The following is a 24,335-nucleotide window of genomic DNA, read 5'->3' as shown; positions in this document are numbered from 1 at the left end:
TAGCCTTCATCCAGACGTCAACGTTTGGGGACATGCCCAACCTGCTCGAACAACTCGCTGCCATGACGGTGGTCGTCGCCGACACCGGTGAACTGGAAGCGATCAAGCAGTTCACTCCCCGCGATGCCACCACCAACCCGTCCCTGATCCTGGCGGCGGCCCAGATTCCGCTGTATCAGCGGCTGATCGATGAATCCCTGCGGGCCTCCAGAACGGTGATCGGCGCCGCTGCCCCTGCCGAAGCGGTGGTGCTGGAAGCTCTCGATGAGATCTGCGTCACCTTCGGCAAGGAGATTCTCCAGATCGTCCCAGGACGGGTGTCCACAGAGGTGGATGCCAGGCTCAGTTACGACACTGAGGCCACCATCGAGAAGGCCCGCAAGCTGATCGGTCTCTATGAGCATGTCGGGATCAGCAAGGAGCGGGTGCTGATCAAGATCGCCTCCACCTGGGAAGGCATCAAGGCCGCTGAAGCGCTGGAGAAGGAGGGCATCCACTGCAATCTCACCCTCCTGTTCAGCTTCACCCAGGCGGTGGCCTGCGCCGAGGCGGGGGTGACCCTGATCTCACCCTTCGTGGGTCGCATCCTCGACTGGTACAAGCAGGACACGGGCCGTGAGCACTATCCCGGTCCGGAAGACCCCGGTGTGATCTCGGTCACCAAGATTTTCAACTACTACAAAACCCACGGCTACCGCACGGAAGTGATGGGTGCGAGCTTCCGCAACATCGAGGAGATCATCGAGCTGGCCGGCTGCGATCTGCTCACGATTTCACCGAAACTCCTCGATCAGCTCCGGACCACCGAAGCTCCCCTGCCGCGCAAGCTCGATCCCCTCAGCCCGGCAGCCACCGAGGCCCGCTTCAGCCTGGATGCCAGCGCCTACGTCAGCGCCATGGCGGCCGATCGCATGGCCAGCGAAAAGCTCGATGAGGGCATCCGCGGCTTCAGCAAGGCGATCGAAACCCTCGAGGCGCAGCTGGCCCATCGCCTCGCTGAACTGGAGGGGGAAGCCGCCTTCGCCCACGCCGCCCAGGAGATCTTCCTGCTCAACGACATGGATGGCGACGGTTGCATCACCCGCGAGGAGTGGCTGGGCAGCGACGCGGTCTTCGATGCCCTCGACACCGACCACGACGGCAGGCTGGTGCCTGAGGACGTGCGTGGCGGCCTCGGAGCTCCCCTGGCCCTCGCGGCCGTCGGTGCCTGATCAGCCACACTCGACGCTCCCCCCTGGCCTGAACCATGAATGCCCTCGACACCCTGCGTGCCCTGGCCACCCAGGGTGAGGTGCGTGAGTTCGCCCCGGGCGAATTGATCTTCAAGGCCGGAGAATCCGGCGACTGCATGTTCGGCCTGCTGCAGGGCAGCGTCCTGCTCAGCTGGAACGGTGACGCCGGCCACGAGGAGATCAGGGAAGGGGATGTCTTCGGTGCCGGCGCCCTGGTCACCCCGGATCACCGCCGTTTCGGCAATGCCAGGGCCATCACCCCCTGCCGGATCCTGGTGATGAACCGGGAGAAGTTTCTCTTCGCCGTCCAGGAATCGCCGATGTTCGCCATCGAACTGCTCTGTTCCATCGATCAGCGTCTGCGTCAGCTCAAGGACTGCCTGCGTTAATTCGGCGAGCGGTTGAACATCAGGCGGCGGATCACCCGCTGGGCGATGTCGCCGTAGCCCATCTCCCCCGAGAGGATCTGGGCGATGCGCCGCGGGGCTGTGGGTCGCTTCACCCCCAGCTGATACCCCACACGGGGCAGGCGGTAGAACACCTGGGCGATGCGTCGTCCCCAGGCCATCGACTGGCCCCATTCAGCGCGCATGCGCTCGCTGTAGCCCTCCAGGGCCCTGGCCTCGCCGCCCAGCCAGCGGTCGAGGGCCTCGGCGGCCCGGGTGCCGCTGAGCAGGGCGGGGCGCAGTCCCTCGGCCAGAAAGGGATCCACCAGCGAGGCCGCATCTCCCACCACCACGGCACCGCCGTCGTGGTGGAGCCGGTGATGCCCGTCCCAGACCCGCAGAGGAGACACCCGCCGCTCGCCGCTGTCGGGTGGCAGGCCCAGGCTGGGCAGCAGGCGCCCCAGCACGGCCTCGGCCTCGAGGGGCTCACGGCCGATGAAGCTGCCCACACCGATGCTGAGGCCCCCCTGGCGGGGAAAGGCCCAGCTGAAACCATGGCGCACCAGGCCGAATTCGAAGTGGGCCGTGTCGGGCTCCAGCACCTCACCCTCCACCTCCACCGACACGGTCGAGGCGAAGCGGGGCTGTGGCGAACCGATCCCCAGCTGCTGGCCGAAGACCGAGTGAGCCCCGTCGGCGATCACCACAGCCCTGGCGCTGAGCCGCCGTCCCGCCGACGTCTGCACGCGCCAGTGATCCCCCTCCCGGGTGATCTCCTCCACGGCGCTGGCCTCGAGCAGATCGGCACCGCAGCCCACCGCCTGCTCCACCAGAAAGTGATCCAGCCGGGAGCGGCGGACGATCCAGAAGGGGGCCTCCCCGGGCAGGTCGGCGATCACGGGATCCTCCAGACACCAGGTGAACCGCACCCTGGTGATCACCCGATCGACCGCCGGACTGAGATCAAACGGGAAGAGTCCCTGGACGGAAGCGGCCATGCCACCGCCGCAGGGCTTCGCCCGGGGCAGTCGTCCTGCTTCCAGAAGCCTCACCCGCCAGCCGCGGGCTGCCAGGTGGTAGGCCGCTGCAGCACCTGCCGCACCGGCACCCACCACGATCACATCAGCATCCAGGGCTGGTCCGGCCGGAGCACTGGCCACGCTCAGACCTTGAGGATGTCGGCTTCCTTCTCCGCGAGGCTTTTCTCAAGCTCGGCGATGTAGCGGTCGGTGAGCTTCTGCACCTTCTCCTGCTCATCCCGGCTCTGATCTTCGGAGAGCTCCCCGTCCTTTTCCTGCTTCTTGACTTTGTCGATTGCGTCGCGGCGGATGTTGCGCAGCGCCACCTTGCCGTCTTCGGCGTAGCGGGCGGCGAGTTTGCAGAACTCCTTGCGTCGCTCGGCCGTCAGCGGGGGGATGTTGATGCGGATCAGGCGGCCGTCGTTGTTGGGGGTGAGTCCCAGATCACTCATGGCAATGGCCTTCTCGATCGAGGCCATCGCTGCGCTGTCGAAGGGCTGGATCTGGATCGTCTGGGAGTCGGGGGTGGAGAGGCTGGCCACCGAGCGCAGGGGGGTTTCGGTTCCGTAGTACTCGATCGTGATCTTGTCGAGAAGGGAAGGATTGGCCCGGCCGGTGCGGATGGTGTTGAAGGTGCGCTGGGTGGCTTCCAGCGACTTGCGCATGCTGGCGTCGAGATCCATGGGCGGTGGGGGGAAGGGTCCGGGGTCAGCCGGCAGGAACGATGCGGGTGCCGATCGGCTCACCGGCGATGGCGCGGCCGATGTTGCCGGGCCCGAACAGGTCGAAGACCACGATCGGGATGGCGTTGTCCTTGCAGAGGGCGATGGCGGTGCTGTCCATGACGGCCAGCTCGCCGCTGAGCACGTCCTGGAAGGTGAGCTGGTCGTAGCGGATGGCGTCGGTGTGGCGGGCCGGGTCCTTGTCATACACCCCGTCCACCTTGGTGGCCTTGAGCACGACGTCGGCGTTGATTTCAGCGGCCCGCAACGCGGCGGTGGTGTCGGTGGTGAAGAAGGGGTTGCCGCAGCCGGCGCCGAACACCACCACCCGTCCCTTCTCGAGATGACGAATGGCCCGGCGACGGATGTAGGGCTCGGCGATCTCCTGCATGGCGATGGCGGTCTGTACCCGTGTGGGCACCCCCACCCGCTCCAGCGCGTCCTGGAGCGTGATGGCGTTCATCACGGTGGCCAGCATCCCCACGTAGTCGGCGGTGGCCCGGTCCATGCCGGCGGAGGACCCCTTGAGACCGCGGAAGATATTGCCTCCGCCCACCACGATGGCCAGTTCCTTGCCGTTGTTGACCACCTCCGACACATCCGCCGCGATGGCCTGGACAATGGCGGGATCGATGCCGTAGCCCTGCTCTCCCATCAGCGCCTCACCGCTGAGTTTGAGCAGAACACGCTGGTAAGCCATCGGAATTCCGCGCACGGCGAACACAGTCGGCGGCAGAGTAGCAAGCGCTCCAGCAGATGCAGACGTGCCGACCGCGAGGGTCAGAACTCGATGCCGGCCTGGGCTTTCACCCCCTGTTCGCGGAAGGGATGGCGCACCAGCTTCATCTCGGTCACGAGATCGGCGCGATCGATCAGGCCCTGGGGAGCTCCCCGGCCCGTGAGGGCCACGTGGCTGAGCTCCGGCCGGCGATCGAGACCCTCAAGCACCTGATCCAGCTCGAGATACCCCAGCTTGAGGGCCACATTGACCTCATCGAGCACCACCAGCTTGCGGGCGGGATCGGCGAGATAGGCCAGAGAGCGCTGCCAGGCCTCCTGCACCAGCTGCCGGTCCCGCTCCCGGTCCTGGGTCTCCCAGGTGAAGCCCTCGCCGAGGGCATGCCAGGCCAGGTCGTCACCGAAGAGCTGCAGGGCCCGGGCCTCACCCGGCTGCCAGCCGCCCTTGATGAACTGCACCACCGCCACACCCTCGCCATGGCCCAGGGTGCGCAGCACCAGTCCCAGGGCGGCCGTGGTCTTGCCCTTGCCATCTCCCGTGAACACCAGCACCAGCCCCTTTTCGAGGCTGCGTTCCCCCACCCGCTGCTGCTGCACCTCCCGCCGCCGCTGCATGCGGCGGCGGTAAGCCTCGACATCGCGCTCGGGGGCGAGATCCCCGCCAGGCCCCAGCTCAGCCGCCACCTGATCGAGCGGGTCGGTCGCTGGAGAGTCGGACATGGACGCTGACTTCGGCAACCGCTGGGCACTCTGGCGCGCTGGTGGCCTCAGAGGGTCGGCCGCTGGCGGGCCAGGGCCGCATCGACGGCCTGCTGCTGATCCCGGCGGGTGATCCAGTGGTGGTAGGTGCGGGTGTGGATCGCCACCGAGTGGCCCATCATCCGCGCGGCCACCGTGTCGGGCAGGCCGATGTGGATCGTGCGCACGGCCCAGGCGTGGCGCAGGTCGTAGGGGGTGCAGGGCAGCTCGTAACGGCGGAACTGCTCGGACACCCGGCGGCCCACCTGCTGCAGGGTGGTGCGCCGGAGGTCGGTGCAGACAGCGGGGAGGCGGTCGCCGCCCTCGCCCAGAGGGGCCAGATCGAACCGGTCCACCCAGTCGGGCTGGAAGGGCCAGACCTGGTGCTCCCCGGTCTTGGTGGTGGGCAGCACCCGGATCACCCGGTCACCTCCTGGGGCCAGGGCGGAGAGATCCGCGAAGAACACCTCATGGTTGCGCAGGCCGTAGGTGGCCATCAGGCCATACACCAGGCGCCAACGGGGGTTGGGAATGCGCTCCACCCACTCCAGCAGCTGGGCATCGCTGGGCAGCCGTCGGTACTGGGCCTGGTGCAGGCCATAGCCGGCGGCCCGCTCACGCCAGTCGGCGGGAAGGGGCAGCTCCAGCTGCCGGGCCAGCGACGCCAGGGCGGTACCGCACTGCTGACGGCTGCGGCTGGCGGGGGGATAGGCCTCCAGGACCTGGACCAGCAGCTCGCTGACCAGGGGCTCCCCCTGCTCCAGGCGGGCGCGCAGCCGGCGCAGGTACGGCTGATAGGCGGCGCTCCAGGTGGTGCGGCTGCCGGCGGGATTGCGACGCCGGCGCGGATCGCTGAAGAAGGCCTTCTCGAAATCCTCGAGCCTTTCCAGCGCCGAAGCCGCTGCGCTGGGTCGGCCCCAGTCGCCCCAGTCGAACCGTTGCTGGCGCAGGGCCTGGCTCACCCGTTTCAGGTCCCGCCGGGCCTGGTTGAGACCACTGGGGCTGGCCTCCAGGCCCAGGCTCAGGCGCTGCACCCTCGGGGGGCCTCCCCGTGGGCAGGGCAGGGGCCCGCGCAGGGCCAGCCGCCCTCCCCGCCGCTCCAGCCGCAGGGCCAGGCCGCTGGCCGCCAGACGGGCATTCTCCTGGCTCAGTGCCGCATCGATCGCGGCAAGGGACGCGCTCAGGGCAACGGTCAGATCAGGGTGCGGCGATGGGCGCGCCGAGGATATCGATCAGTGCTCGCCACCGCCAGCGGGCTCCAGCAGGGTTACGCTCTGAGCCATTCGATGGACCACTTCAGGTATGGCCAGGGTCGGCGTCTTGCTGCTGAACCTCGGCGGGCCTGAGCGCATCGAAGATGTCGGCCCCTTTCTGTACAACCTGTTCTCGGATCCGGAGATCATCCGGCTGCCCACACCTCTGCTGCAGAAGCCCCTGGCCTGGCTGATCAGCACCCTGCGCAGCAGCAAGTCCAAGGAGGCGTACCGAGCCATCGGCGGCGGCTCCCCCCTGCGGCGCATCACCGAGCAGCAGGCCCGCGAGCTCCAGAGTGAGCTGCGCCAGCGCGGGGTCCAGGCCACCACCTACGTGGCGATGCGCTACTGGCATCCGTTCACGGAATCGGCTGTGGGCGACATCAAGGCCGATTCGGTGGATGAAGTGGTGGTGCTTCCGCTCTATCCCCATTTCTCCATCAGCACCAGCGGCTCGAGCTTTCGCGAACTCCAGCGCCTGCGCCAGGCCGATCCCGCCTTCAGCAAGCTGCCGATTCGCTGCATCCGCAGCTGGTACGACCATCCCGGCTACGTGCTGGCGATGGCCGAACTCATCGCCGCTGGCGTGCGCAGCTGCCACGATCCCGCCACAGCCCACGTGTTCTTCAGCGCCCACGGCGTGCCCAGGAGCTACGTGGAGGAAGCCGGTGATCCCTATCAGCAGGAGATCGAAGCCTGCTCCAGGCTGGTGATGGCCAAGCTGGACGAGCTGCTCGGCCATCCCAATCCCTCCACCCTGGCCTATCAGAGCCGGGTGGGTCCGGTGGAATGGCTCAAGCCCTACACCGACGAAGCCCTCGTGCGGCTTGGGGAGGAAGGAGTCAAGGAGTTGGTGGTGGTGCCGATCAGCTTCGTGAGCGAACACATCGAGACCCTCGAGGAAATCGACATCGAATACCGGGAGATCGCCACGGAAGCCGGGATCAGCAACTTCGTGCGTGTGCCCGCTCTCGACACCTATCCCACCTTCATCAAGGGTCTGGCTGATCTGGTGCAACTGGCCCAGGCCGGCCCGGAAGTGAACCTGGATCAGGCCGCCTCCCTGCCCACCCAGGTGAAGCTCTACCCCCAGGACAAATGGGCCTGGGGGTGGAACAACAGCTCCGAGGTCTGGAACGGACGCCTGGCCATGCTCGGCTTCTCGGCTTTTCTGCTGGAGCTGCTGAGTGGTCGGGGTCCGCTCCATGCCATCGGCCTCCTCTAGACCTCGCGGACTCCTGGCCGGCCTGGTGGGTCTGCAGCTCGGCCTGGCCGTTGACCTGGGTCTGACTCCCCAGCCGGCCCGATCGGATCTGCGCTGGGCACGGGGGGTGTTCCCCATCGTCCACTTCGCTGGCTACACCAGTCATTTCGGTCGCCGCACCGGTCCGGGCGGCGGCCGGGAGATGCATTCCGGCCTCGACATCGCCGCGCCGCTCGGTTCGCCGATCCGCAACTGGTGGGCCGGCACCGTGGTCGACGTCTTCCATGACGGCGGCTGCGGTGTGGGGGTGGTGATCCGCTCTGGCGAGTACGAGCACATGTACTGCCACCTCGGCGGAACGGTCCGTGGCGACACCTACGCCAGTGGCCCGGTGCTGCTGCGCCGGGGCCAGCAGGTGCGGGCCGGCCAGCTGATCGCCCATGTGGGGTTGAGCGGACGCACCACGGGCCCCCACCTCCACTGGGGAATCCGTTACCGGGGCACCTGGCTCGATCCGGGGCTGATTCTCCGGGCGATGGTGCGTGGCCGGCGGTTGCAGCCACAGTCCCCGCAACAGTTCTCCCAAGGTCGGAAGTGAGCTCCTACGCTGGCGGTCTTCGTTACGTGTGTTGCCCGCCACCGTGACCGTGACCACCTTGACCTCGACAACGACCTCGACAACCGTCAGCCCCGCGTCCCACTCGGCAGGGTCCGAGACGGGCGATGACGCCCGGTCTCCCGCTGAGGCTGCTGCCCCGGTCGTTCCTGGACGCCTGAGCGGCGCAGACGCCCTGATGGATGCGCTCCATCGTCACGGCGTCACCGATGTGTTCGGCTACCCCGGCGGTGCGATCCTGCCCATCTACGACGCCCTGCACAAGGCTGAGAGCCGGGGCTGGCTGAAGCATGTGCTGGTCCGGCACGAACAGGGGGGCACCCACGCAGCTGACGCCTATGCCAGGGCCACCGGACGGGTCGGCGTCTGCTTCGGCACCTCCGGACCCGGCGCCACCAACCTGGTCACCGGCATCGCCACGGCCCAGATGGACTCCGTGCCGATGGTGGTGATCACCGGCCAGGTGCCCCGCGCCGCCATCGGCACGGACGCCTTCCAGGAAACCGACATCTTCGGCATCACCCTGCCGATCGTGAAGCACTCCTGGGTCGTGCGCGATCCCGCTGACATCGGCCGGATCGTGGCCGAGGCTTTTCTGATCGCCTCCACGGGCCGCCCTGGTCCGGTCCTGATCGATGTCCCCAAGGATGTGGGGCTCGAGGAGTTCGACTACACCCCCGTGGAGCCGGGCACGGCCATTCCCGCGGGCTATCAGCTGCCCGGTGGCCCCTCTCCTGAGCGGATCTCCCAGGCGATCGAGCTGATCCGCCAGGCACGCCGCCCGCTGCTGTACGTGGGTGGCGGCGCCATCAGCTCCGGCGCCCACACCTCCCTGATCGCCCTGGCCGAGCGCTTCCAGCTGCCGGTCACCACCACCCTGATGGGCAAGGGTGCCTTCGATGAGCGCCATCCGCTGGCCGTGGGCATGCTGGGGATGCACGGCACCGCCTACGCGAACTTCGCCGTCACCGAATGCGATCTGCTGATCGCCGCCGGTGCCCGTTTCGACGACCGTGTCACCGGGCGGCTCGACAGCTTCGCCCCCCGCGCCCAGGTGATCCACATCGACATCGATGCGGCTGAGGTGGGGAAGAACCGTCTGCCTGAGGTGCCGATCGTCTCCGATGTGCGCCTGGCCCTGGAGGCCCTGCTGGAGGCCTCGGTCGGGGAGAGCGACAACGGCCGCACCGTTCCCTGGCTGGAGCGCATCAGCCGCTGGAAGCGCCATTACCCGCTGGTGATCCCCACTCCGGAGGGGGCCATCGCCCCCCAGGAGGTGGTCCTGGCCCTGCGCGACCTGGCCCCCGACGCTTTCGTCACCACCGATGTGGGTCAGCACCAGATGTGGGCCGCCCAGTACCTGAACAACCCCCCCCGTCACTGGATCAGCAGCAGCGGCCTGGGCACCATGGGCTTCGGATTACCGGCGGCCATGGGCGTCCAGGTGGCCTTCCCTGACGACCAGGTCATCTGTGTGGCCGGCGACGCCAGCATCCTGATGAACATCCAGGAACTGGGCACCCTCTCCCAGTACGACCTGCCCGTGAAAGTGGTCATCCTCAACAACGGCTGGCAGGGGATGGTGAGGCAATGGCAGGAGAGTTTCTACGGCGAGCGCTACTCCGCCTCGGAGATGACCCGTGGCATGCCTGATTTCCCACGGCTGGCCGAAGCCTTCGGCGTGAAGGGTGTGGGAATCAGCGAGCGGTCCAGCTTCCGCGAGCAGCTGGCCGAGGCCCTGGCCCATCCAGGACCCGCTCTGATCGACGTGCGTGTGCGCCGCAACGAGAACTGCTATCCGATGGTGCCACCCGGCGCCAGCAACGCTCAGATGGTGGGTCTTCCCAGCCATCCGGAGCTGGCGATCGACACCACCCGCCAGTGCGGCTCCTGCGGCTTCAGCACCGAAAGCGCCCATCTCTTCTGTCCCAGCTGCGGCGCCAAGCTCTGAGCCCCCTTCCTCTGCTTCTGTCCCTGATCCTGGCGGTGGGCCTGCTGCTCGATCCCTTCCTCGCCCTGCCCGCTGCCGCCGCGGAGGTGCTGCAGGTGCGGACGGGTGTGCTGCTCCAGGTGGGCGATCAGAACCGCAGCTATCCGGTCCAGCTGGGCTGCATCAGCGTGACCCCCGAGCATTCAGGAGACGCGGAAGACTGGCTGCGCCAGCACTTGCCACGCCGCACGCGGGTGAATCTGCGTCCTCTGGGTTCCGCTGATGGGGTTCTGCTCGCCCGTGTCCAGGTGCTGAAGGGGGGTGATGACCTGGGATCAGGCCTGATCAGCGCTGGCCTGGCCGAGCCCTTGCCGTCACTGATCCGCCCCCAGGGTTGTCCGTCCGAGGAGGGCGACACCGAGGACTCATGAGCCTGAACCGCACCGCCAAGGGAATCGTGCTGGTGCCGACCCTGTTGCTTGGGGGTGCCTTCCTCAGCGCCGCACTCTGGACTGATGACGGCCTGCAGACCAATCGCCCCCTGGCGCTGGGCATCGCTGCGGTGCTCCTGGCAGGAGGGCTGCTGACCCAGCTGCTGCCGGAGGGGAAGCCGGAGGACGAACCGGAGGACAGCTCGAGCTAGGCCAGACGCTCAGCCGCCGCCACTCCGGTTCGTATTCAGCGGCGTGGGGCCGCCGGTGCTGAAGAACCGGCCGAGCCGGCCCCCTTGGTTCTGGACTGCTGCTCCACCAACCGGAAGTACTCCGGTGTTGGGTAGAAGGCGTAGGTGTCCTTCGCCTGCTTCACGATCTGATCCATCACGGCGCTGAGATCAGCGGCCTGAACGGTGAGTTTGTTGCGGTCGGGAATGCTGGCCATCGCCTTCTGCAACGAGGCGTAGTCGAAGAAAAAGAGCCCGCGCTCCCCCTGGGGCGTCTTGACGGTGATCAGCGGCTTGGTGAAAAACACCGGCACGGAGAGACCCTCCTGGATCGTCTTCTGATCGATGCCCTGCTTGCCCAGCAGGCTGCGCGCCTGGCTCAGATCGGACGGTGTTGGAATCACCGGTGAGAGCAGTTTGCGGTCCTTCAACGACTTGTTGAGCTCCTGCACCCGCTCCAGGGCCACGTTCATGGGCATGGGCAGCACCCCGGCCTTGATCGTGGGGTTGGCCTTGACAAAGGCGGCCAGTTCCTGTTCGGCCTTGCCCCGATCGAGGTAGAGAGGGAGCACCAGGGCCTTCTCCCGTTGCAGGGGGAGGGGGATTCCCTTGGCATCGGTCAGCACGAAGACCGGGATGACAGCCAGTTTCTTCATGGCCTCCTTCTCCGGGATCGCCAGCGCTGACGGAGGCTGAAGCAGACCCACCAGCCCGGCGCAGCCGGCCAGCAGGGCAATCAGACGGCGGCGGCGGCGTGAACATCCCGCAGGGGACGCTGGCCGTGAAGCCGGCAGTTGAGCGATGGGGCCCGGCATGCGTCCCTCGAGCAGAAGGTCAAACCTAGGGACGGAGCTGCACGTAATCTCGCTGGGCTGGACGGTACAGGCCATGACCACTGGCGGACTGGGAAGCGGACCACCACCCGCCCAGGGGCATGGATCGCGCCTGCCTCTCTGGAGTGTCGGTGTCGGGCTGGCGGCGGTGCTGCTGGGGGTTCAGAGCCTGGCGGCCAGCACCCCCTTCCCCCAGGAGGTGCTGATGCTGCTGCCCAGTGAGGGGTTGCTGGCGGGGGTGGGAGATGGTCTGCGCCGCGGCTACGGACTGGCCATGGAGGAAACCAGGGCCTGCGGCCTGCGCCCCCCAGGCCATGCCCTGGGCTGGCTTCCCCAGGAACAGGATCCTGAGGCTCTGTTGCTCGGCGTTCCGATGCCGGAGCTCCTGATCGCCCCTCCGGCGGTCAATCTGCTGCCGTTCGGACGGATCGCCCAGAGCCGGGGAGTGAACGTGCTGCTGCCGTTGCAGCGGGGCTACTCCCTGCGTCGCCTGCCCAGCCAGGTGGGCGCCGACAGGATCTGGCCGGTGCTGCCGTCACGGAGTCTGGAGGCCGATCGGCTGGCGAAGGGCCTGCTGGAGGACAACAAGGGCAAGGTGATGGTCATCCACGACGGCGGAGCGGAGCAGGCGGCTCTCGCCGATCGCTTCGTGGAGACGATCGAAGGCAACGGCGGCTGGACCGTGGGTCCCACCAACGATCCCCAGGCGATCGTGGAGCCCGATGCCAAGGTGATGGATCAGCTGCGCGATGACGTGGGCTGGTACTCACCCACCTCCCTGGTGGTGATGACGACCCCGGGCAGCCCCCTGGCCCGGGCGGTGGCCGAACTCGACCTTCCCGACAACCTCACACTGGTCTGGCCCTTTCCCGTGCGCGAGCCGTTGCCGCTGGCCCAGCTGGGGGTCGACTCCCTCAGCCGCGGTCCGGGTTGGGACCGTTTCGAGCTGGCCTTCAAGCAACGCCATGGCTATGCGCCGGGGCTGGTGGAGGCCGCCGGCTTCGACACGGGCCAGTTGGTGGCCGTCTCCTCTCTCGCCGGACGGACCTCGAGAACCTGGTCGCTCGACTGGCTCGATCCCAAGGCCACACCCCTCGATCTCTGCTATGCCCTCAAAGCCCGGCGGGCCGGCAAGCCGGTGGCTCTGCGCGGGGCCGCCAGCCGCCTGGACCTCGCACCCGGCACTCCTCCGGCCGGTGAACTGCGGCTGACGCCGCTGAAGGCAGACCCGGCCGCCATCCGTTCCTAGCCTGGGTCTCTGCCCGAGTCGATCGCCATGGGCCCCAGAACAACCCTGCCCGCCATCACCAGGAGCGACGTACCCCTGCTGCGGAATTTCGAAGAGGTGGGCATCGGCGCCATCGCCGAGGTGGGCGGCAAGAACGCGTCTCTTGGGGAAATGATCCGGGAGCTGACCAGCCAGGGAGTGAGGGTGCCCGGCGGGTTCGCCACCACCGCCGCCGCTTACCGCCTGTTCCTGGCATGCAATGGGCTGGAGACTCCCCTTAAGGCGATCCTGAGCGATCTGGACAGCGGCGATCTCACGGCGCTTCAGCAGGCCGGTCAGCGCGCACGGGAGCTCATCCTTGGGGCTTCCCTGCCGCCCGAGCTCGCCGATGCCGTGGCGGCGGCTTATGCCGAGCTCGGAGCCGGCCCGGTGGCGGTTCGCTCCAGTGCCACGGCGGAGGATCTCCCCGATGCCAGCTTCGCCGGCCAGCAGGAGACTTTCCTGAACGTGCGTGGAGAACAGGATCTGCTGGCCGCCTGCCTGCGCTGCTACAGCTCCCTGTTCACCGATCGGGCCATCTCCTACCGCCAGATCAACGGCTTCGATCACCTGGAGGTGGCCCTCTCCATCGGTGTGCAGCGCATGGTGCGTTCCGACCTGGGCGCTGCCGGGGTGATGTTCACCATCGATACCGAAACAGGCTTCCGCAACGCCGTGCTGCTCAATGCGGCCTACGGCCTGGGCGAGAACGTGGTTCAGGGCGCGGTGAATCCCGATGAAATCCTGCTGTTCAAGCCCACCCTGCGGGAGGGCTATGCCGCGATCGTGAGCAAGCGCCTGGGCAGCAAGGCGATCCGGATGGTGTACGACGACGGTGGCACGGTGCGCAACGAACCCGTACCGCTCCCGGAGCGCGGCCGTTATGCCATCAGCGATGAAGAGGCCCTGACCCTGGGCCGCTGGGCCTGCCTGATCGAGGATCACTACAGCGCCCGCCATGGGACGCCCACACCGATGGACATCGAGTGGGCCCGAGACGGCGAGAGCGGCGAGCTGTTCATTCTTCAGGCCCGTCCCGAAACGGTCGAATCCAGACGGTCGGACTCGGTGCTCTGCCGCTGGTCTCTCAAGCCCCATGACGCGGAGCTGATCACCCACGGACGCGCCATCGGCGCCTCGATCAGCAGCGGCCGCGCCCGGGTGATCCTCAATCCCAGTGGCATCGATCGCTTCGAAGTGGGTGATCTGCTGGTGACTGAGCGCACCGATCCCGACTGGGAACCGATCCTCAAGAAGGCCCGGGGGGTGATCACCAACCAGGGCGGACGCACCTGCCATGCGGCGATCATCGCCCGGGAGATGGGCATCACCGCCGTGGTGGGCTGCGGCGACGCCACGGAACGCATCCAGGACGGCGAAGCGATCACGATCAGCTGCGCCGAAGGGGAAGACGGCATGGTTTACCGCGGACTGCTTCGTTACGAGAAGGAGGAGCAGAAGCTGGAGCACCTGCCACCCACGCGCACCCGCATCCTGATGAACGTGGGTAACCCGGAGAAGGCCTTCCGCTTCGCGGCCATCCCCTGTGATGGCGTCGGTCTGGCCCGGTTGGAGTTCATCATCGCCAACCACATCCGGGTGCATCCGATGGCCCTGCTCCAGCCCGAGCGTGTGAGCGATCCGGCCGAGCGCGAGGCCATCGCCAGCCTCACCGCCGGCTACGACGACCCCACCGACTACTACGTGGACCGGCTCGCTCAGGGCATGGGGCGGATCGCGGCGGCCTTCCATCCCAAGCCGGTGGTGTTGCGTTTTTCCGATTTCAAGAGCAACGAATATGCCCGCCTGCTCGGTGGCCAGGCCTTCGAGCCCACGGAGGCCAATCCGATGATCGGCTGGAGGGGAGCGTCCCGCTACACCTCCACGGGATTCCGCGCAGCATTCGGACTGGAATGCCAGGCCCTGCTCCGGGTTCGCCGCCAGATGGGTCTGCGCAACACCATTCCGATGGTGCCCTTCTGCCGAACCCCAGAGGAGGGCGAGCGGGTGCTCGAGGAGATGGCCGGCCATGGCCTGGTGCGCGGGGAAGACGATCTCAAGGTGTACGTGATGTGCGAGCTGCCCAGCAACGTGATCGGCGCTGAAGCCTTCTCGCAGCATTTCGATGGGTTTTCGATCGGTACCAACGACCTCACCCAGCTCACTCTCGGCATCGACCGTGATTCCTCCCTTGTCGCCGATCTGTTCGATGAGCGTCATCCGATCGTTCAGGAGATGATCCGCCTCGCCATCCACACCGCCCACCGCTGCGGCCGTCCGATCGGGCTCTGCGGCCAGGCCCCCAGCGACTACCCGGAATTCGCCCGCTTTCTGGTGAACGAAGGCATCGATTCGATCAGCCTCAACCCCGATGCGGTGATCAGCACCCGCCTGGCGATCGCGGCGATCGAGGCAGAACGGGCGGCAGCAGGCTGAAACCGCAGCAGGGTCAAGTCGGCCGGGAGACGGGGCCGATAGCGTCACCTCCCGTCGCGCTGCTCCATGTCAGGCCCGACCACCCGACCGGGGGACGAGAACTCCCGGAATCCCCCGTTTCACGCCCTCGAAGGCACGACGCTGGTGACCCGGCTGGGCAGCGATCCCGAGCGTGGCCTGAGCGACGAGGAAGCGAACCGGCGCCTCTCCCGCCTTGGTGCCAATGAGCTCACGGTGCTGCCGGGGCGCCCGGGGTGGCTCCGCTTTCTCGATCAGTTCCACAATCCGCTGCTGTACACCCTTCTGGTCACCGGCCTGATCAAGCTCTGGATCGACTCGCTCGGTGAGGCGCTGGTGATCTGGAGCGTGACGCTGATCAATGCGGTGATCGGTTTCGTGCAGGAGGATCGGGCCGAGTCCTCGATCGCGGCACTGGCCCGCTCAGTGCGCACGCAGGTGGATGTGGTGCGTGACGGACGGGAGCTGCGCCTGCCCTCCGAGCAGCTGGTGGTCGGTGATCTGGTGCGGCTGAGCGCTGGCGCCAGGGTGCCCGCCGACCTGCGCCTGCTGCAGGTGCGCGAACTGCGGCTCGACGAATCGGCGCTCACGGGCGAATCTCTGCCGGTGACGAAATCGTTCCAGGCGGCCCCGGTGGATGCCGCCCTGGGGGATCGTCGTGGCATGGCCCATGCCGGCAGCTTCGTCACCGCTGGCCAGGCCACGGGGCTGGTGGTCGCCTGCGCCGGGGCCACCGAAGTGGGACAGATCTCCACGGTGCTGCGCCAGCGCCAGAGCCTGAGCACCCCGCTCACGCGCAAGTTTCAGCGTTTCAGCCAGACCCTGCTGAAGATCATCCTGGTGCTGGCTGCCCTGACCTTTGCCGTCGGTCTGATCCGGCAACGGGGTTCCGCCGAGATGTTCGACGGAGCCGTGGCCCTGGCTGTGGGGGCGATCCCCGAGGAGCTGCCGGCGATCGTGACCATCACCCTGGCGATCGGCGTCAACCGCATGGCCCGGCGCAACGCGATCATCCGCAAGCTGCCGGCCGTGGAGGCCCTCGGCAGCACCACGGTGATCTGCTCCGACAAGACAGGCACCCTCACCCAGAACAGGATGCTGGTGCAGGAGATCTACGCCGGTGGTGAGCTGTGCACACTCGAGAGTCTCTGGGACCGCGATTCCCTGGCGGCCAACCGGGCCGTCGGCGAAACCCTGCTGGCGGGGTTGCTCTGCAATGACGCCCGCCACAGCGAAGAGGACGGGCTCGTAGGGGACCCCACGGAAACGGCGCTTTTGGTGGCGGCCCGCTCCGCCGGCCTGGATCACGAGCGCAGCCTGATCGAGCACCCGCGGAGGGATGCGATTCCGTTCGAATCCGAGCGGCAGTACATGGCCACTCTTCACGGCAGCGCGCGCATTCTGGTGAAGGGCTCGGTGGAGGCTGTACTGCCCCGCTGCCCGAGTCAGCTGAGTGCCGATGGCAACGATCAGCCCCTGGATGACACCGCCATCCACGAGGCGGTGGCCGCGATGGCCGGCCGTGGCCAGCGGGTGCTGGCCTTCGCCGTGGGCCAGGCCCAGCCCCAGCAACCCAGCCTCGAGGAACATCACGTGGCCATGGGACTGCAGTTCGTGGGTCTGCAGGGGATGCTCGATCCGCCCCGGCCTGAGGCGGTCGCTGCCGTGGCAGCCTGCCGCGCCGCGGGCATCCGGGTGAAGATGATCACCGGCGATCATCTCGAGACAGCCCTGGCGATCGCCGGCCAGATCGGCCTGGGCAGCGGGGATGGTCCCCTGGAGGGCCTCGATGGTCCGGCCCTCGCCCGTCTTGCGCCTGATGCCCTGGCCAGCAGCGTGGATCGGCTGGATGTCTTCGCCCGGGTGGCCCCGGCCCAGAAACTCGAGCTGGTGCGGGCGCTCCAGGCCAATGGCGAAATCGTCGCCATGACTGGTGATGGGGTCAACGACGCCCCGGCCCTGAAGCAGGCCGACATCGGCATCGCCATGGGCAGAGGCGGCACCGAGGTGGCCCGTGAGGCCGCCGACATGCTGCTCACCGACGACAACTTCGCCACGATCGAGGCCGCCGTGGAGGAGGGACGCGCCGTCTACCTGAACCTGCGCAAATCGCTGGCCTTCGTGCTGCCCGTGAACGGCGCCGCCTCGATGACGATCCTGCTGGCTGCGCTTCTGGGCCTGGAGTTGCCCGTCACGGCACTGCAGGTGCTCTGGCTGAACATGGTGAGCTCGCTGACCATGTCGGTGCCGCTGGCCTTTGAGCCCAGGTGTGAAGGGTTGATGCTCCAGCCGCCGAGACCTCCCCGCCAGCCCCTGCTCACTGGCGGCCTGATCAGGCGGATCCTGCTGGTGTCGCTGTTCAACTGGGCCCTGATCTTCAGTCTCTTCGCCTGGGGGCGCCGGAACGGTCTGGATCTGGCCGGCGCCCGCACCATGGCGGTGCAGGGGCTGGTGCTGGCCCAGATGGTCTACCTGCTCAGCATCAGTCAGGTGAGCAAGGGGCTCCATCGCCTCGGCGAACGGGGATGGGGCCAGCTGACTCAGGCGCCGGTGCTGCTGCTGGGTCTGGTTCTGGCCCTGATCCTGCAGGTGACCTTCAGCCAGCTGGGGTGGATGAACCAGTTGTTCGGAACCGAGGCCCTGAGCCTGAACCAGTGGCTGATCTGCGCTCTGCCGATGCTGCCGATGCTGCCCGTGGCCCTGGCGGGACAACGGCTGGATCCCACCACAGACCCCGCTGGACGTGAGCTGGGACCCGTGGAGCGAGGATCTTGAGCCCCCAGGCCTGGATCACCCTGGCCACAGCGGTGGCCGTGTTCACAGCCACCGCCATCGGTCTGACCCAGTTCACGGCGGCGGCCCTGCTGGGGGCAACCCTGGTGATCTTCTGCGGGGCGATCAGCCTGCCCGAGGCGGCCAGCAGCGTGGCCCAGGCCCAGGGCACGCTCACGCTGCTGTTCGGAATGATGGTGGTGGTTCAGGCTCTGGAGACCACCGGCGCCTTTCCCGTTCTGGCCCATCGCCTGATGGAGGCGTCCCGGGGGGAAGGGCGCAGGCTTCTGCTCGGCCTGGTGCTGCTCACCAGCGCCATCTGTGCCTGGTTGCCGAATGCCGCCACGGTTCTGCTGATCGGCCCCCTGCTGCCGCCGCTGGCCAGGGAATTGGACCTGGATCCGCGCCCGCTGCTGATTCTCCTGGTGCTCACGGCCAACAGCGCCGGCCTGCTGACCGTGATCGGCGATCCCGCCACCTACCTGGTGGCCAGCCAGATCGGCCTGGGCTTCCTCGCCTACTGGCGGCAGGTGGCGAGCGCCGGCGCCCTCAGCCTGGCCATGGTGCTGCTCACCCTGCCCTGGCTGTACCGCAGCATCTGGACACTGCGTCTGCCTCCCCCGCAACTGGAAGCGCCGCGGCTGCTCCATCCCGGGGCCTGTGCCCTGCTGCTGCTGGTTGTGCTGGTGATGCTGCCGCTGTTCCTCTGGGGTGAGAGCCTTCCAGTTCCGCTCAGGCCCGAGGGCACGGCGCTGGCTGGGGCGGCGGTGAGCCTGCTGGTGGTGCAGCGCTGCCGACTGATCAGTGTCGAGCGCCTGCTCTCCCGTCTCGACTGGTCGACGCTGCTCTATTTCATCGGCCTGTTCGTGCTGATCGGTGCCCTCGAGCGGCAGGGAGTTCTGGCGTCCGCAGCTTCCATGCTCAGCGGACTGATCAGGAGCAACAGCGGTGCCGGCGCCCAGCTGCTGCTGCTCGGCACCGCATCGGCTTCCGCCGTGGTGCCGAACATTCCGCTGGTGGCCACGCTCACACCTGTGCTGCTGGAGAGCAGCAGCCAGGCGGGACTGCTCGGAGCGGGGGGGACGGTTCCCGAGGCCCTGCTCCCCAGCTTCTTTGCCCTCATGCTGGGTGGGACGCTGGGGGGCAATGCCACCTTGATCGGCGCTTCGGCCAATCTCGTGGCCGCCGGCATCGCCAGCCAGGAGGGTTGCCCGATCTCCTTCCGCCAGTGGCTGAACTTCGGTGTTCCCACGGTGCTGCTGCAGCTGGCGGCCTCGGCCGTGTGGCTGCACCACTGGCAACCGGCGGCAGTCTGACTTGCGCGCCAGAACGGGCGCTGGAGCCGATCAACCACGCTTAACGGAGTCATAGGCAACGCAACTTCATTGGCGCCCCGCAGCGGACGGGAAGCCCCTATGGTTCTGCGAATCTTCCGCACAACGCGATGACCGTCCCCTTCTTCGAGACGGCCTGGCTGATTCCTCTCTACCCGTTGCTCGGCGGTTTGTTCTCCTTCCTCTGGTCCCCTGGCCTGATCAGCCAGAGTGGTCCCAGGCCGGCCGGGTATCTCAACCTGGTCATGAATCTCCTGGCCTTCGGCCATGGCCTGCTGGCCTGGATCGGCTGTTCAGGCCGCTCGCTCAGCTTCTCCTGGACCTGGCTGTCCACCGCTGGGTTGACCATCAACTTCGACGCCACGATCGATCGCAGCGTGTTGATTGCGATGACGATGATCTGCGGTGTTCATCTCCTTGCTCAGGTCTATGCGATCGGCTACCTGGAGATGGATTGGGGCTGGCCACGTTTCTTCGGATCACTGAATCTCTTCGAAGCTGGACTCTGCGCCCTGGTGCTCACTGATTCGCTGTTCTTTTCCTATGTGGTCCTGGAGCTGCTCACCCTGGGCACCTATCTGATCGTCGGCACCTGGTACAACCAGTCGCTGGTGGTCAAGGGCGCGCGCGATGCCTTCCTCACCAAACGGGTTGGTGACCTGGTCCTGCTCGCGGGCGTGATCGCCCTGCTGCCGATGGCCGGCAGCTGGAATTTCAATGACCTGGCCGTCTGGGCCGCTCAGGCCGAACCGTCTCCGGCCCTGACCCTGATCCTGCTGGCCCTGGTGGCCGGGCCGATGGGCAAATGCGCCCAGATTCCCCTTCACCTCTGGCTGGATGAAGCCATGGAGGGTCCCCTCCCTTCAACGATCCTGCGCAGCTCGGTGGTGGTGGCCGGAGGCGCCTGGGTTCTGCTGCGACTGCACCCCCTGCTGGCCATCAGCCCCACGGCCCAGGCCTTTCTGGTGGTGGTCGGCGGAACCACGGCCCTGGTGGGAGCCCTGATCGCCCTGGCCCAGATCGACATCAAACGGGCCCTGTCGTTTCTTGTGAGCAGCTGGTTCGGCCTTCTGTTCATGGCCGTTGGTTGCGGTTCCGTGGACGCCGCCTGGCACATGCTTCTGATCTATCCCCTGCCGATGGCTCTGATGCTCATGGCCGTGGGCACGGTGATCAGCAGCAACGTCACCCAGGACCTCACCCAGCTGGGGGGGCTCTGGTCGAGGCGTCCGCTCACCGGGCTTGCTTTTCTCGTCGGTGCGGCCGGCCTCGTGGCTCTGCCTCCGCTCGCCGGTTACGGAGCCTTGAACGACCTGGCCGCTTCCCTCCTCGAAAGCCCCGCCCCGGCAGCCCTGCTGGCGGTGCTGCTGCTGACCAATACCCTGATCAGCGCCGGCCTGGTGCGCATCTTCAGGAGGATCTGGGGCGGAATCCCCTCGGTGTTCACGGCCCGTTCGGCGGAGGTGCTCTGGCTGATGGTGCTTCCCACCATGGTGGGGGCGGGGCTTGTGCTCCATCTGCCGATCCTTCTGGCCCCCACTCCGTTCGGGGGCTTCCACTGGAGTCCTCTGGCGCTGCCTCTGCTGGTCTCCACCCTGCTGGGCGGAGCGCTCACCTGGCAGCAGCTTCCTCACCCCCTGGACGGACTGCAGCACTGGCTGGCGGCCGATCTGCACACCGAAACCTTCTACCGGCGCACCGTTGTGGGCCTGGTGGTGGTGCTGGCCGCCGCCAGCAGCTGGATGGATCGCCGCCTGGTGGATGGCTTCAGCGACCGCAGCGGCGGTCTGACCATGGAGGGTGCCCGACGCCTCAGCCTGAGCACGTCAGGCCGGGTTCAGGGCTACGCCCTCACCGTGCTCATCGGCGTGCTGCTGATGGGGGCCTGGATCCTGGTGCGCCAGCCGGCCCTGACGCCGAGCCTGCTTCGTTTCTGACGACCGTTTTCCCAGCTGCCGACTCCGATGCTGCTTCTGCTTCTGTTGCTTCCGCTGGCGGCCGCGCTGGTGATGATCGTGGTTCCATCTGGGCCCTGGCCCCGTCGCCTGGCTCTGGTGACCCCTGGGCTGCAGCTGCTGCTGGCCGTCCGCATGGTGCTGCAGCCCGCCAGTGACCTGAGGCTGGCGTGGCTGCCGCAGATCGGACTCGACTTTCATCTCGGCCAGGATGGTCTCTCCCTCCCCCTGATCGGCCTCACCGCCCTCCTCACTCTGATGGCCGTTGCCGCCACCAGCCCGGAGGTCCCGCGTCAACGGCTGTTCTTCGGCCTTGTGCTGGCCACCAACCTGGGGCTTCAGGGGGCCCTGCTGGCCCGTAACGGTCTGCTGTTCGTGATCGCCTTCGAGCTGATCCTGATTCCCACCACGCTTCTGATCGCCATCTGGGGCCACGAGCGCAGCCGTGAGGCCGCCATTCGCTACCTGCTGTACGGGGCTGTCTCCGGTGTATCCCTGCTGGCCGGGGTGCTCGCCCTCGGCCTGCTCAATGCCAACGGGTTCAGCCTCGCCTACGACGACATGGGGACAGCGCTGCTGCCCCAGGGCTCCAGGGGCTGGATTCTCGCTCTGCTGATCCTGGCCTTTGGCCTCAAGTTGCCGGTGGTCCCCCTGCATGGCTGGCAGCCACTGGCCTACAGCGAATCCTCATCCCCTGTGGCGATGCTGCTCGCCGGTGCCGTCTCCAAGCTCGGCGCCTACGGCCTGCTGCGCTTCGGTGTCGGCTTCATGGGTGACACCTGGGAAGCCTGGGCGCCTCTCATCGCCGTTGCCGGTACAGCGAGTGCGGTCTATGGAGCCCTGAACGCCATCGCCCAGACCGACATGCGCCGGCTGGTGGCCTACAGCTCCCTCGGACACATGGGGCTGCTGCTGCTGGCCATGGCTGCGGCCACCCCCCTGAGCCTTCAGGGGGCCGTTGCCCAGGTGCTGGCCCACGGACTGATCTCCGCACTCCTGTTCTGTCTGGTCGGACTGATCGAAGCCAAGACAGGCACCACCGAGATCCCCGAACTTTCAGGCCTGCTCAATCCGCTGCGTGGTCTGCCCTTCACCCTGGGGATGTTCCTTCTGGCCCTGATGGCCGCCGCCGGTCTGCCCGGCATGGTCGGCTTCGTGGCGGAACTGGTGGTCTTCCAGGGCAGCTGGAGCGTCTTCCCGCTGCCCACCCTCGGGTGCCTGTTCGCCTCGGGGCTCACGGCGGTCTACGCCGTCCGCTTGTTCAACCGGGTGGGCTTCGGCAAGCTGGACAACGCCAAGGCTTTCTATCCCGCCACCACCTGGCCCGAGCGCCTGCCGGCCCTGGCCCTCTCGCTTCTCGTGCTGGTGGGTGGCCTCTGGCCGCCGCTCACCCTGGGCTGGAGTGAATCCGTCACCACGCCCCTGGCTCAGCACCGACCCCTGATCGCTTCTCTCCCCGCCCCTTCAACCCTGCAGGAGCTCCCCTCATGACGGTGCTGACCCCCAGGCCCACAGTCCTTCCCCCTTCCACCCACCCTTTTGCCGAAGTGGTGCAGAGGCTGGAAGCGGGCGGCTCGATGCTGCCGGACACTCCTGAGAACCTCACTCAGATCATCGGCATCTACAAGGCCTATGCCGTGCCGATGGATTTCTACTGGCGAGATCTGCTGTACATCGCCGAGCGGGTGTTCCTGAACCCCCTGCCGGCGTTCAAGTATTTCCCCAGTCAGGAGTATCTCGATCTTCCCAATTCCTATGCCGGAGAGAGTGCCGATCTGCGCATCTGGCGTGGCGAGGCCGGAGCCCACCCCGAGCTGCTGGCCTTCATGGAGAAGGGCGAGACACGGCGGATGCCCAAGCTGCTCCACCACCTCTGGCACGACCGCATCAACATGGAGTTTGCGGAGGCCTGCATGGATGCCATGTTCTGGCACCAGGGCATGGGCGGTCGCTTCTACGACTACCTGGAGAGCGACACCTACAAAGCCAATGCTGATCGGGCGATCAAGGCCTATTTCAAGGGCAATCCACTGATGCTGGGTCTGCACAAGCTGTTTCCCGAGATGTTCCTGGAGCAGGTGCGCAAGCTCAGTTACTACGCCAACCTCGGCCTGTTCTGGGAGGTGATGGCCCCGGTCTTCTTCGAGATGAGTGACATCTATGACGAAGGGGGCTTCGCTGGAGTTCCCGATGCCATGAACTTCCTGGTGAACGGCATCTTCGCTGTCGCTGGCCGCCCCATCTATCACCACGTTTATATCAACGGCGAGTGTCTCGAGATCATTCCAAAATCAGAAGGCTTCACCTGGCTCTACGAAGCAGCCCTGCCCTATGTGGAGGCAGTCTTTTATCGTACGGCGCCATTTCGAGGCACCAAATCTTATAATGCTCAAGCGGGCCAGGTGCCCGCCGATCAGGCGGATTTCCACTATGGCATTCTCTATGCCGATGTGTTTCCTGTGGGTTCAGCCGGAATTCCACCCACTTTGCTGATGCAGGACATGGTGCATTTCCTGCCCCCCTACCTCAAGGAGATCTACCTCAAGCACCGCCGCGGCGAAGAGGATCAGCTGATTCAGCTGGGCATCACCTTCCAGCGCTCGATGTACAACGTGACCTCGGCGGTGATCCAGGCCCTCAGGGCCGCCCTGTTCTATCCCCTGGATGATCCCGATCCGGAACATCTCATGGCCAACCGCCGCTTCTTTGAAAGCCAGATGGATCGCTTCCTCAAGCCCGAAGCACGCCTCCGCGACGTGCAGGGACAGGATTACCGCTGAGCTGTTCCACCGTTCTTCTGCCCACCATCCCCGTGCCAGACATTCTCGACACCGCCCGCGCGGCCGGCTGTTTCCAGACCTTGCTGGCGGCCGTTGAGGCCGGAGGGTTGCTGGAGGCTCTCTCCAGCCCGGGGCCCTTCACCGTGTTCGCCCCCGTCGACGACGCCTTCGCCGCCCTGCCGGCCGGTACCGTTCAGACCCTGGTCCAGAATCCCCCGCAACTGGCGCGGATCCTCAAATATCACGTGCTCTCGGGCCAGTACACCCGCGAGCAGCTGATCAGTCAGCCGGAGTGGACCACCCTGGAGGGGGCAACCCTGCCGATCCGCCGCGCCGATCCATTCGAAGTCAAAAATGCCAGCGTCCATGCGGCCGATGTGGTCTGCGACAACGGCATCGTGCATGTGATCAACCGGGTGATGCTGCCAGGCTGACTCTCCC

The 24,335-nt window shown here is 66.9% G+C and carries 21 protein-coding genes; 15 read left to right on the top strand and 6 right to left on the bottom strand.

Features of this window, described 5'->3' with window-relative positions; all coding sequences use genetic code 11:
- Nucleotides 1-32 precede the first annotated feature (32 nt).
- Both VB734_RS08090 and VB734_RS08085 read left to right on the top strand, forming a co-directional pair.
- Complete coding sequence (locus VB734_RS08090; protein WP_197163767.1) at nt 33-1,211, top strand: transaldolase; 1,179 nt, start codon at nt 33-35, stop codon at nt 1,209-1,211.
- 35 nt (nt 1,212-1,246) lie between these two features.
- Nucleotides 1,247-1,621: a Crp/Fnr family transcriptional regulator gene (locus VB734_RS08085; RefSeq protein WP_197163769.1), complete on the top strand. Its 375-nt coding sequence runs from the start codon at nt 1,247-1,249 to the stop codon at nt 1,619-1,621.
- Here VB734_RS08085 and VB734_RS08080 read toward each other — a convergent pair.
- The 5 genes from VB734_RS08080 to VB734_RS08060 form a co-directional block, all read right to left on the bottom strand.
- Nucleotides 1,618-2,778: an NAD(P)/FAD-dependent oxidoreductase gene (locus tag VB734_RS08080; protein ID WP_197163770.1), complete on the bottom strand. Its 1,161-nt coding sequence runs from the start codon at nt 2,776-2,778 to the stop codon at nt 1,618-1,620. The genes VB734_RS08085 and VB734_RS08080 overlap by 4 nt on opposite strands.
- A 2-nt stretch (nt 2,779-2,780) precedes the next feature.
- Nucleotides 2,781-3,320 (bottom strand): ribosome recycling factor, encoded by a 540-nt coding sequence (frr, locus tag VB734_RS08075; protein WP_197163772.1) that lies wholly within the window; start codon nt 3,318-3,320, stop codon nt 2,781-2,783.
- A gap of 25 nt (nt 3,321-3,345) precedes the next feature.
- Nucleotides 3,346-4,059: a UMP kinase gene (gene pyrH / locus VB734_RS08070; protein WP_197163774.1), complete on the bottom strand. Its 714-nt coding sequence runs from the start codon at nt 4,057-4,059 to the stop codon at nt 3,346-3,348.
- Nucleotides 4,060-4,139: 80 nt separating this feature from the next.
- A complete protein-coding gene (gene cobO, locus VB734_RS08065) occupies nt 4,140-4,817 on the bottom strand; it encodes a cob(I)yrinic acid a,c-diamide adenosyltransferase (RefSeq protein ID WP_197163776.1) in 678 nt (225 codons plus the stop codon).
- A gap of 47 nt (nt 4,818-4,864) precedes the next feature.
- Nucleotides 4,865-6,019, bottom strand: coding sequence for a site-specific integrase (locus VB734_RS08060; protein WP_370594597.1), 1,155 nt, complete (start codon nt 6,017-6,019; stop codon nt 4,865-4,867).
- 118 nt (nt 6,020-6,137) lie between these two features.
- Here VB734_RS08060 and hemH point away from each other — a divergent pair, with 118 nt between their 5' ends.
- From hemH to VB734_RS08035, 5 genes are all read left to right on the top strand, one after another.
- Nucleotides 6,138-7,313 (top strand): ferrochelatase, encoded by a 1,176-nt coding sequence (gene hemH / locus VB734_RS08055; RefSeq protein ID WP_197163777.1) that lies wholly within the window; start codon nt 6,138-6,140, stop codon nt 7,311-7,313.
- A complete protein-coding gene (locus VB734_RS08050; protein WP_322781587.1) occupies nt 7,294-7,890 on the top strand; it encodes a M23 family metallopeptidase in 597 nt (198 codons plus the stop codon). Before hemH ends, VB734_RS08050 begins: the two co-directional genes overlap by 20 nt.
- A 196-nt stretch (nt 7,891-8,086) precedes the next feature.
- On the top strand, nt 8,087-9,859 hold the full coding sequence (gene ilvB / locus VB734_RS08045; protein ID WP_322781586.1) for a biosynthetic-type acetolactate synthase large subunit: 1,773 nt from the start codon (nt 8,087-8,089) through the stop codon (nt 9,857-9,859).
- Nucleotides 9,860-9,888: 29 nt separating this feature from the next.
- Nucleotides 9,889-10,269, top strand: a complete 381-nt coding sequence (locus tag VB734_RS08040; RefSeq protein WP_322782664.1) for a hypothetical protein — start codon at nt 9,889-9,891, stop codon at nt 10,267-10,269.
- The gene (locus tag VB734_RS08035) at nt 10,266-10,481 is read left to right on the top strand and encodes a GIVxVP protein (protein WP_322781585.1); all 216 of its coding nucleotides are present in this window, start codon (nt 10,266-10,268) and stop codon (nt 10,479-10,481) included. The genes VB734_RS08040 and VB734_RS08035 overlap by 4 nt, the downstream gene beginning before the upstream one ends.
- 35 nt (nt 10,482-10,516) lie before the next feature.
- On the opposite strand, the gene VB734_RS08030 is transcribed toward VB734_RS08035, so the two are convergent.
- Nucleotides 10,517-11,314, bottom strand: coding sequence for a hypothetical protein (locus VB734_RS08030; protein WP_322781584.1), 798 nt, complete (start codon nt 11,312-11,314; stop codon nt 10,517-10,519).
- A 73-nt stretch (nt 11,315-11,387) separates the two neighbouring features.
- On the opposite strand from VB734_RS08030, the gene VB734_RS08025 reads away from it, so the two are divergent.
- From VB734_RS08025 to VB734_RS07990, 8 genes are all read left to right on the top strand, one after another.
- Nucleotides 11,388-12,581 carry a histidine kinase gene (locus tag VB734_RS08025; RefSeq protein ID WP_322781583.1) on the top strand — a complete coding sequence of 398 codons (1,194 nt, stop codon included), beginning with the start codon at nt 11,388-11,390 and terminating at the stop codon, nt 12,579-12,581.
- Between the two features lie 27 nt (nt 12,582-12,608).
- A complete protein-coding gene (gene ppsA, locus VB734_RS08020; RefSeq protein WP_322781582.1) occupies nt 12,609-15,035 on the top strand; it encodes a phosphoenolpyruvate synthase in 2,427 nt (808 codons plus the stop codon).
- A 66-nt stretch (nt 15,036-15,101) separates the two neighbouring features.
- Nucleotides 15,102-17,828 (top strand): HAD-IC family P-type ATPase, encoded by a 2,727-nt coding sequence (locus VB734_RS08015; protein ID WP_322781581.1) that lies wholly within the window; start codon nt 15,102-15,104, stop codon nt 17,826-17,828.
- On the top strand, nt 17,825-19,141 hold the full coding sequence (locus VB734_RS08010; protein ID WP_322781580.1) for an SLC13 family permease: 1,317 nt from the start codon (nt 17,825-17,827) through the stop codon (nt 19,139-19,141). Before VB734_RS08015 ends, VB734_RS08010 begins: the two co-directional genes overlap by 4 nt.
- A gap of 128 nt (nt 19,142-19,269) precedes the next feature.
- Nucleotides 19,270-21,096: an NAD(P)H-quinone oxidoreductase subunit F gene (locus tag VB734_RS08005; protein WP_322781579.1), complete on the top strand. Its 1,827-nt coding sequence runs from the start codon at nt 19,270-19,272 to the stop codon at nt 21,094-21,096.
- A gap of 27 nt (nt 21,097-21,123) precedes the next feature.
- Nucleotides 21,124-22,605 (top strand): NADH-quinone oxidoreductase subunit M, encoded by a 1,482-nt coding sequence (locus VB734_RS08000; RefSeq protein ID WP_322781578.1) that lies wholly within the window; start codon nt 21,124-21,126, stop codon nt 22,603-22,605.
- Nucleotides 22,602-23,894: a CO2 hydration protein gene (locus VB734_RS07995; RefSeq protein WP_197163793.1), complete on the top strand. Its 1,293-nt coding sequence runs from the start codon at nt 22,602-22,604 to the stop codon at nt 23,892-23,894. Before VB734_RS08000 ends, VB734_RS07995 begins: the two co-directional genes overlap by 4 nt.
- A 32-nt stretch (nt 23,895-23,926) precedes the next feature.
- Nucleotides 23,927-24,328: a fasciclin domain-containing protein gene (locus VB734_RS07990; protein WP_197163795.1), complete on the top strand. Its 402-nt coding sequence runs from the start codon at nt 23,927-23,929 to the stop codon at nt 24,326-24,328.
- Nucleotides 24,329-24,335 lie beyond the last annotated feature (7 nt).

The sequence above is a fragment of the Synechococcus sp. BA-124 BA4 genome (assembly GCF_034931165.1).
Note: the sequence above shows the minus strand (reverse complement) of the source record. Positions and strands in the feature narration are given on the sequence as shown.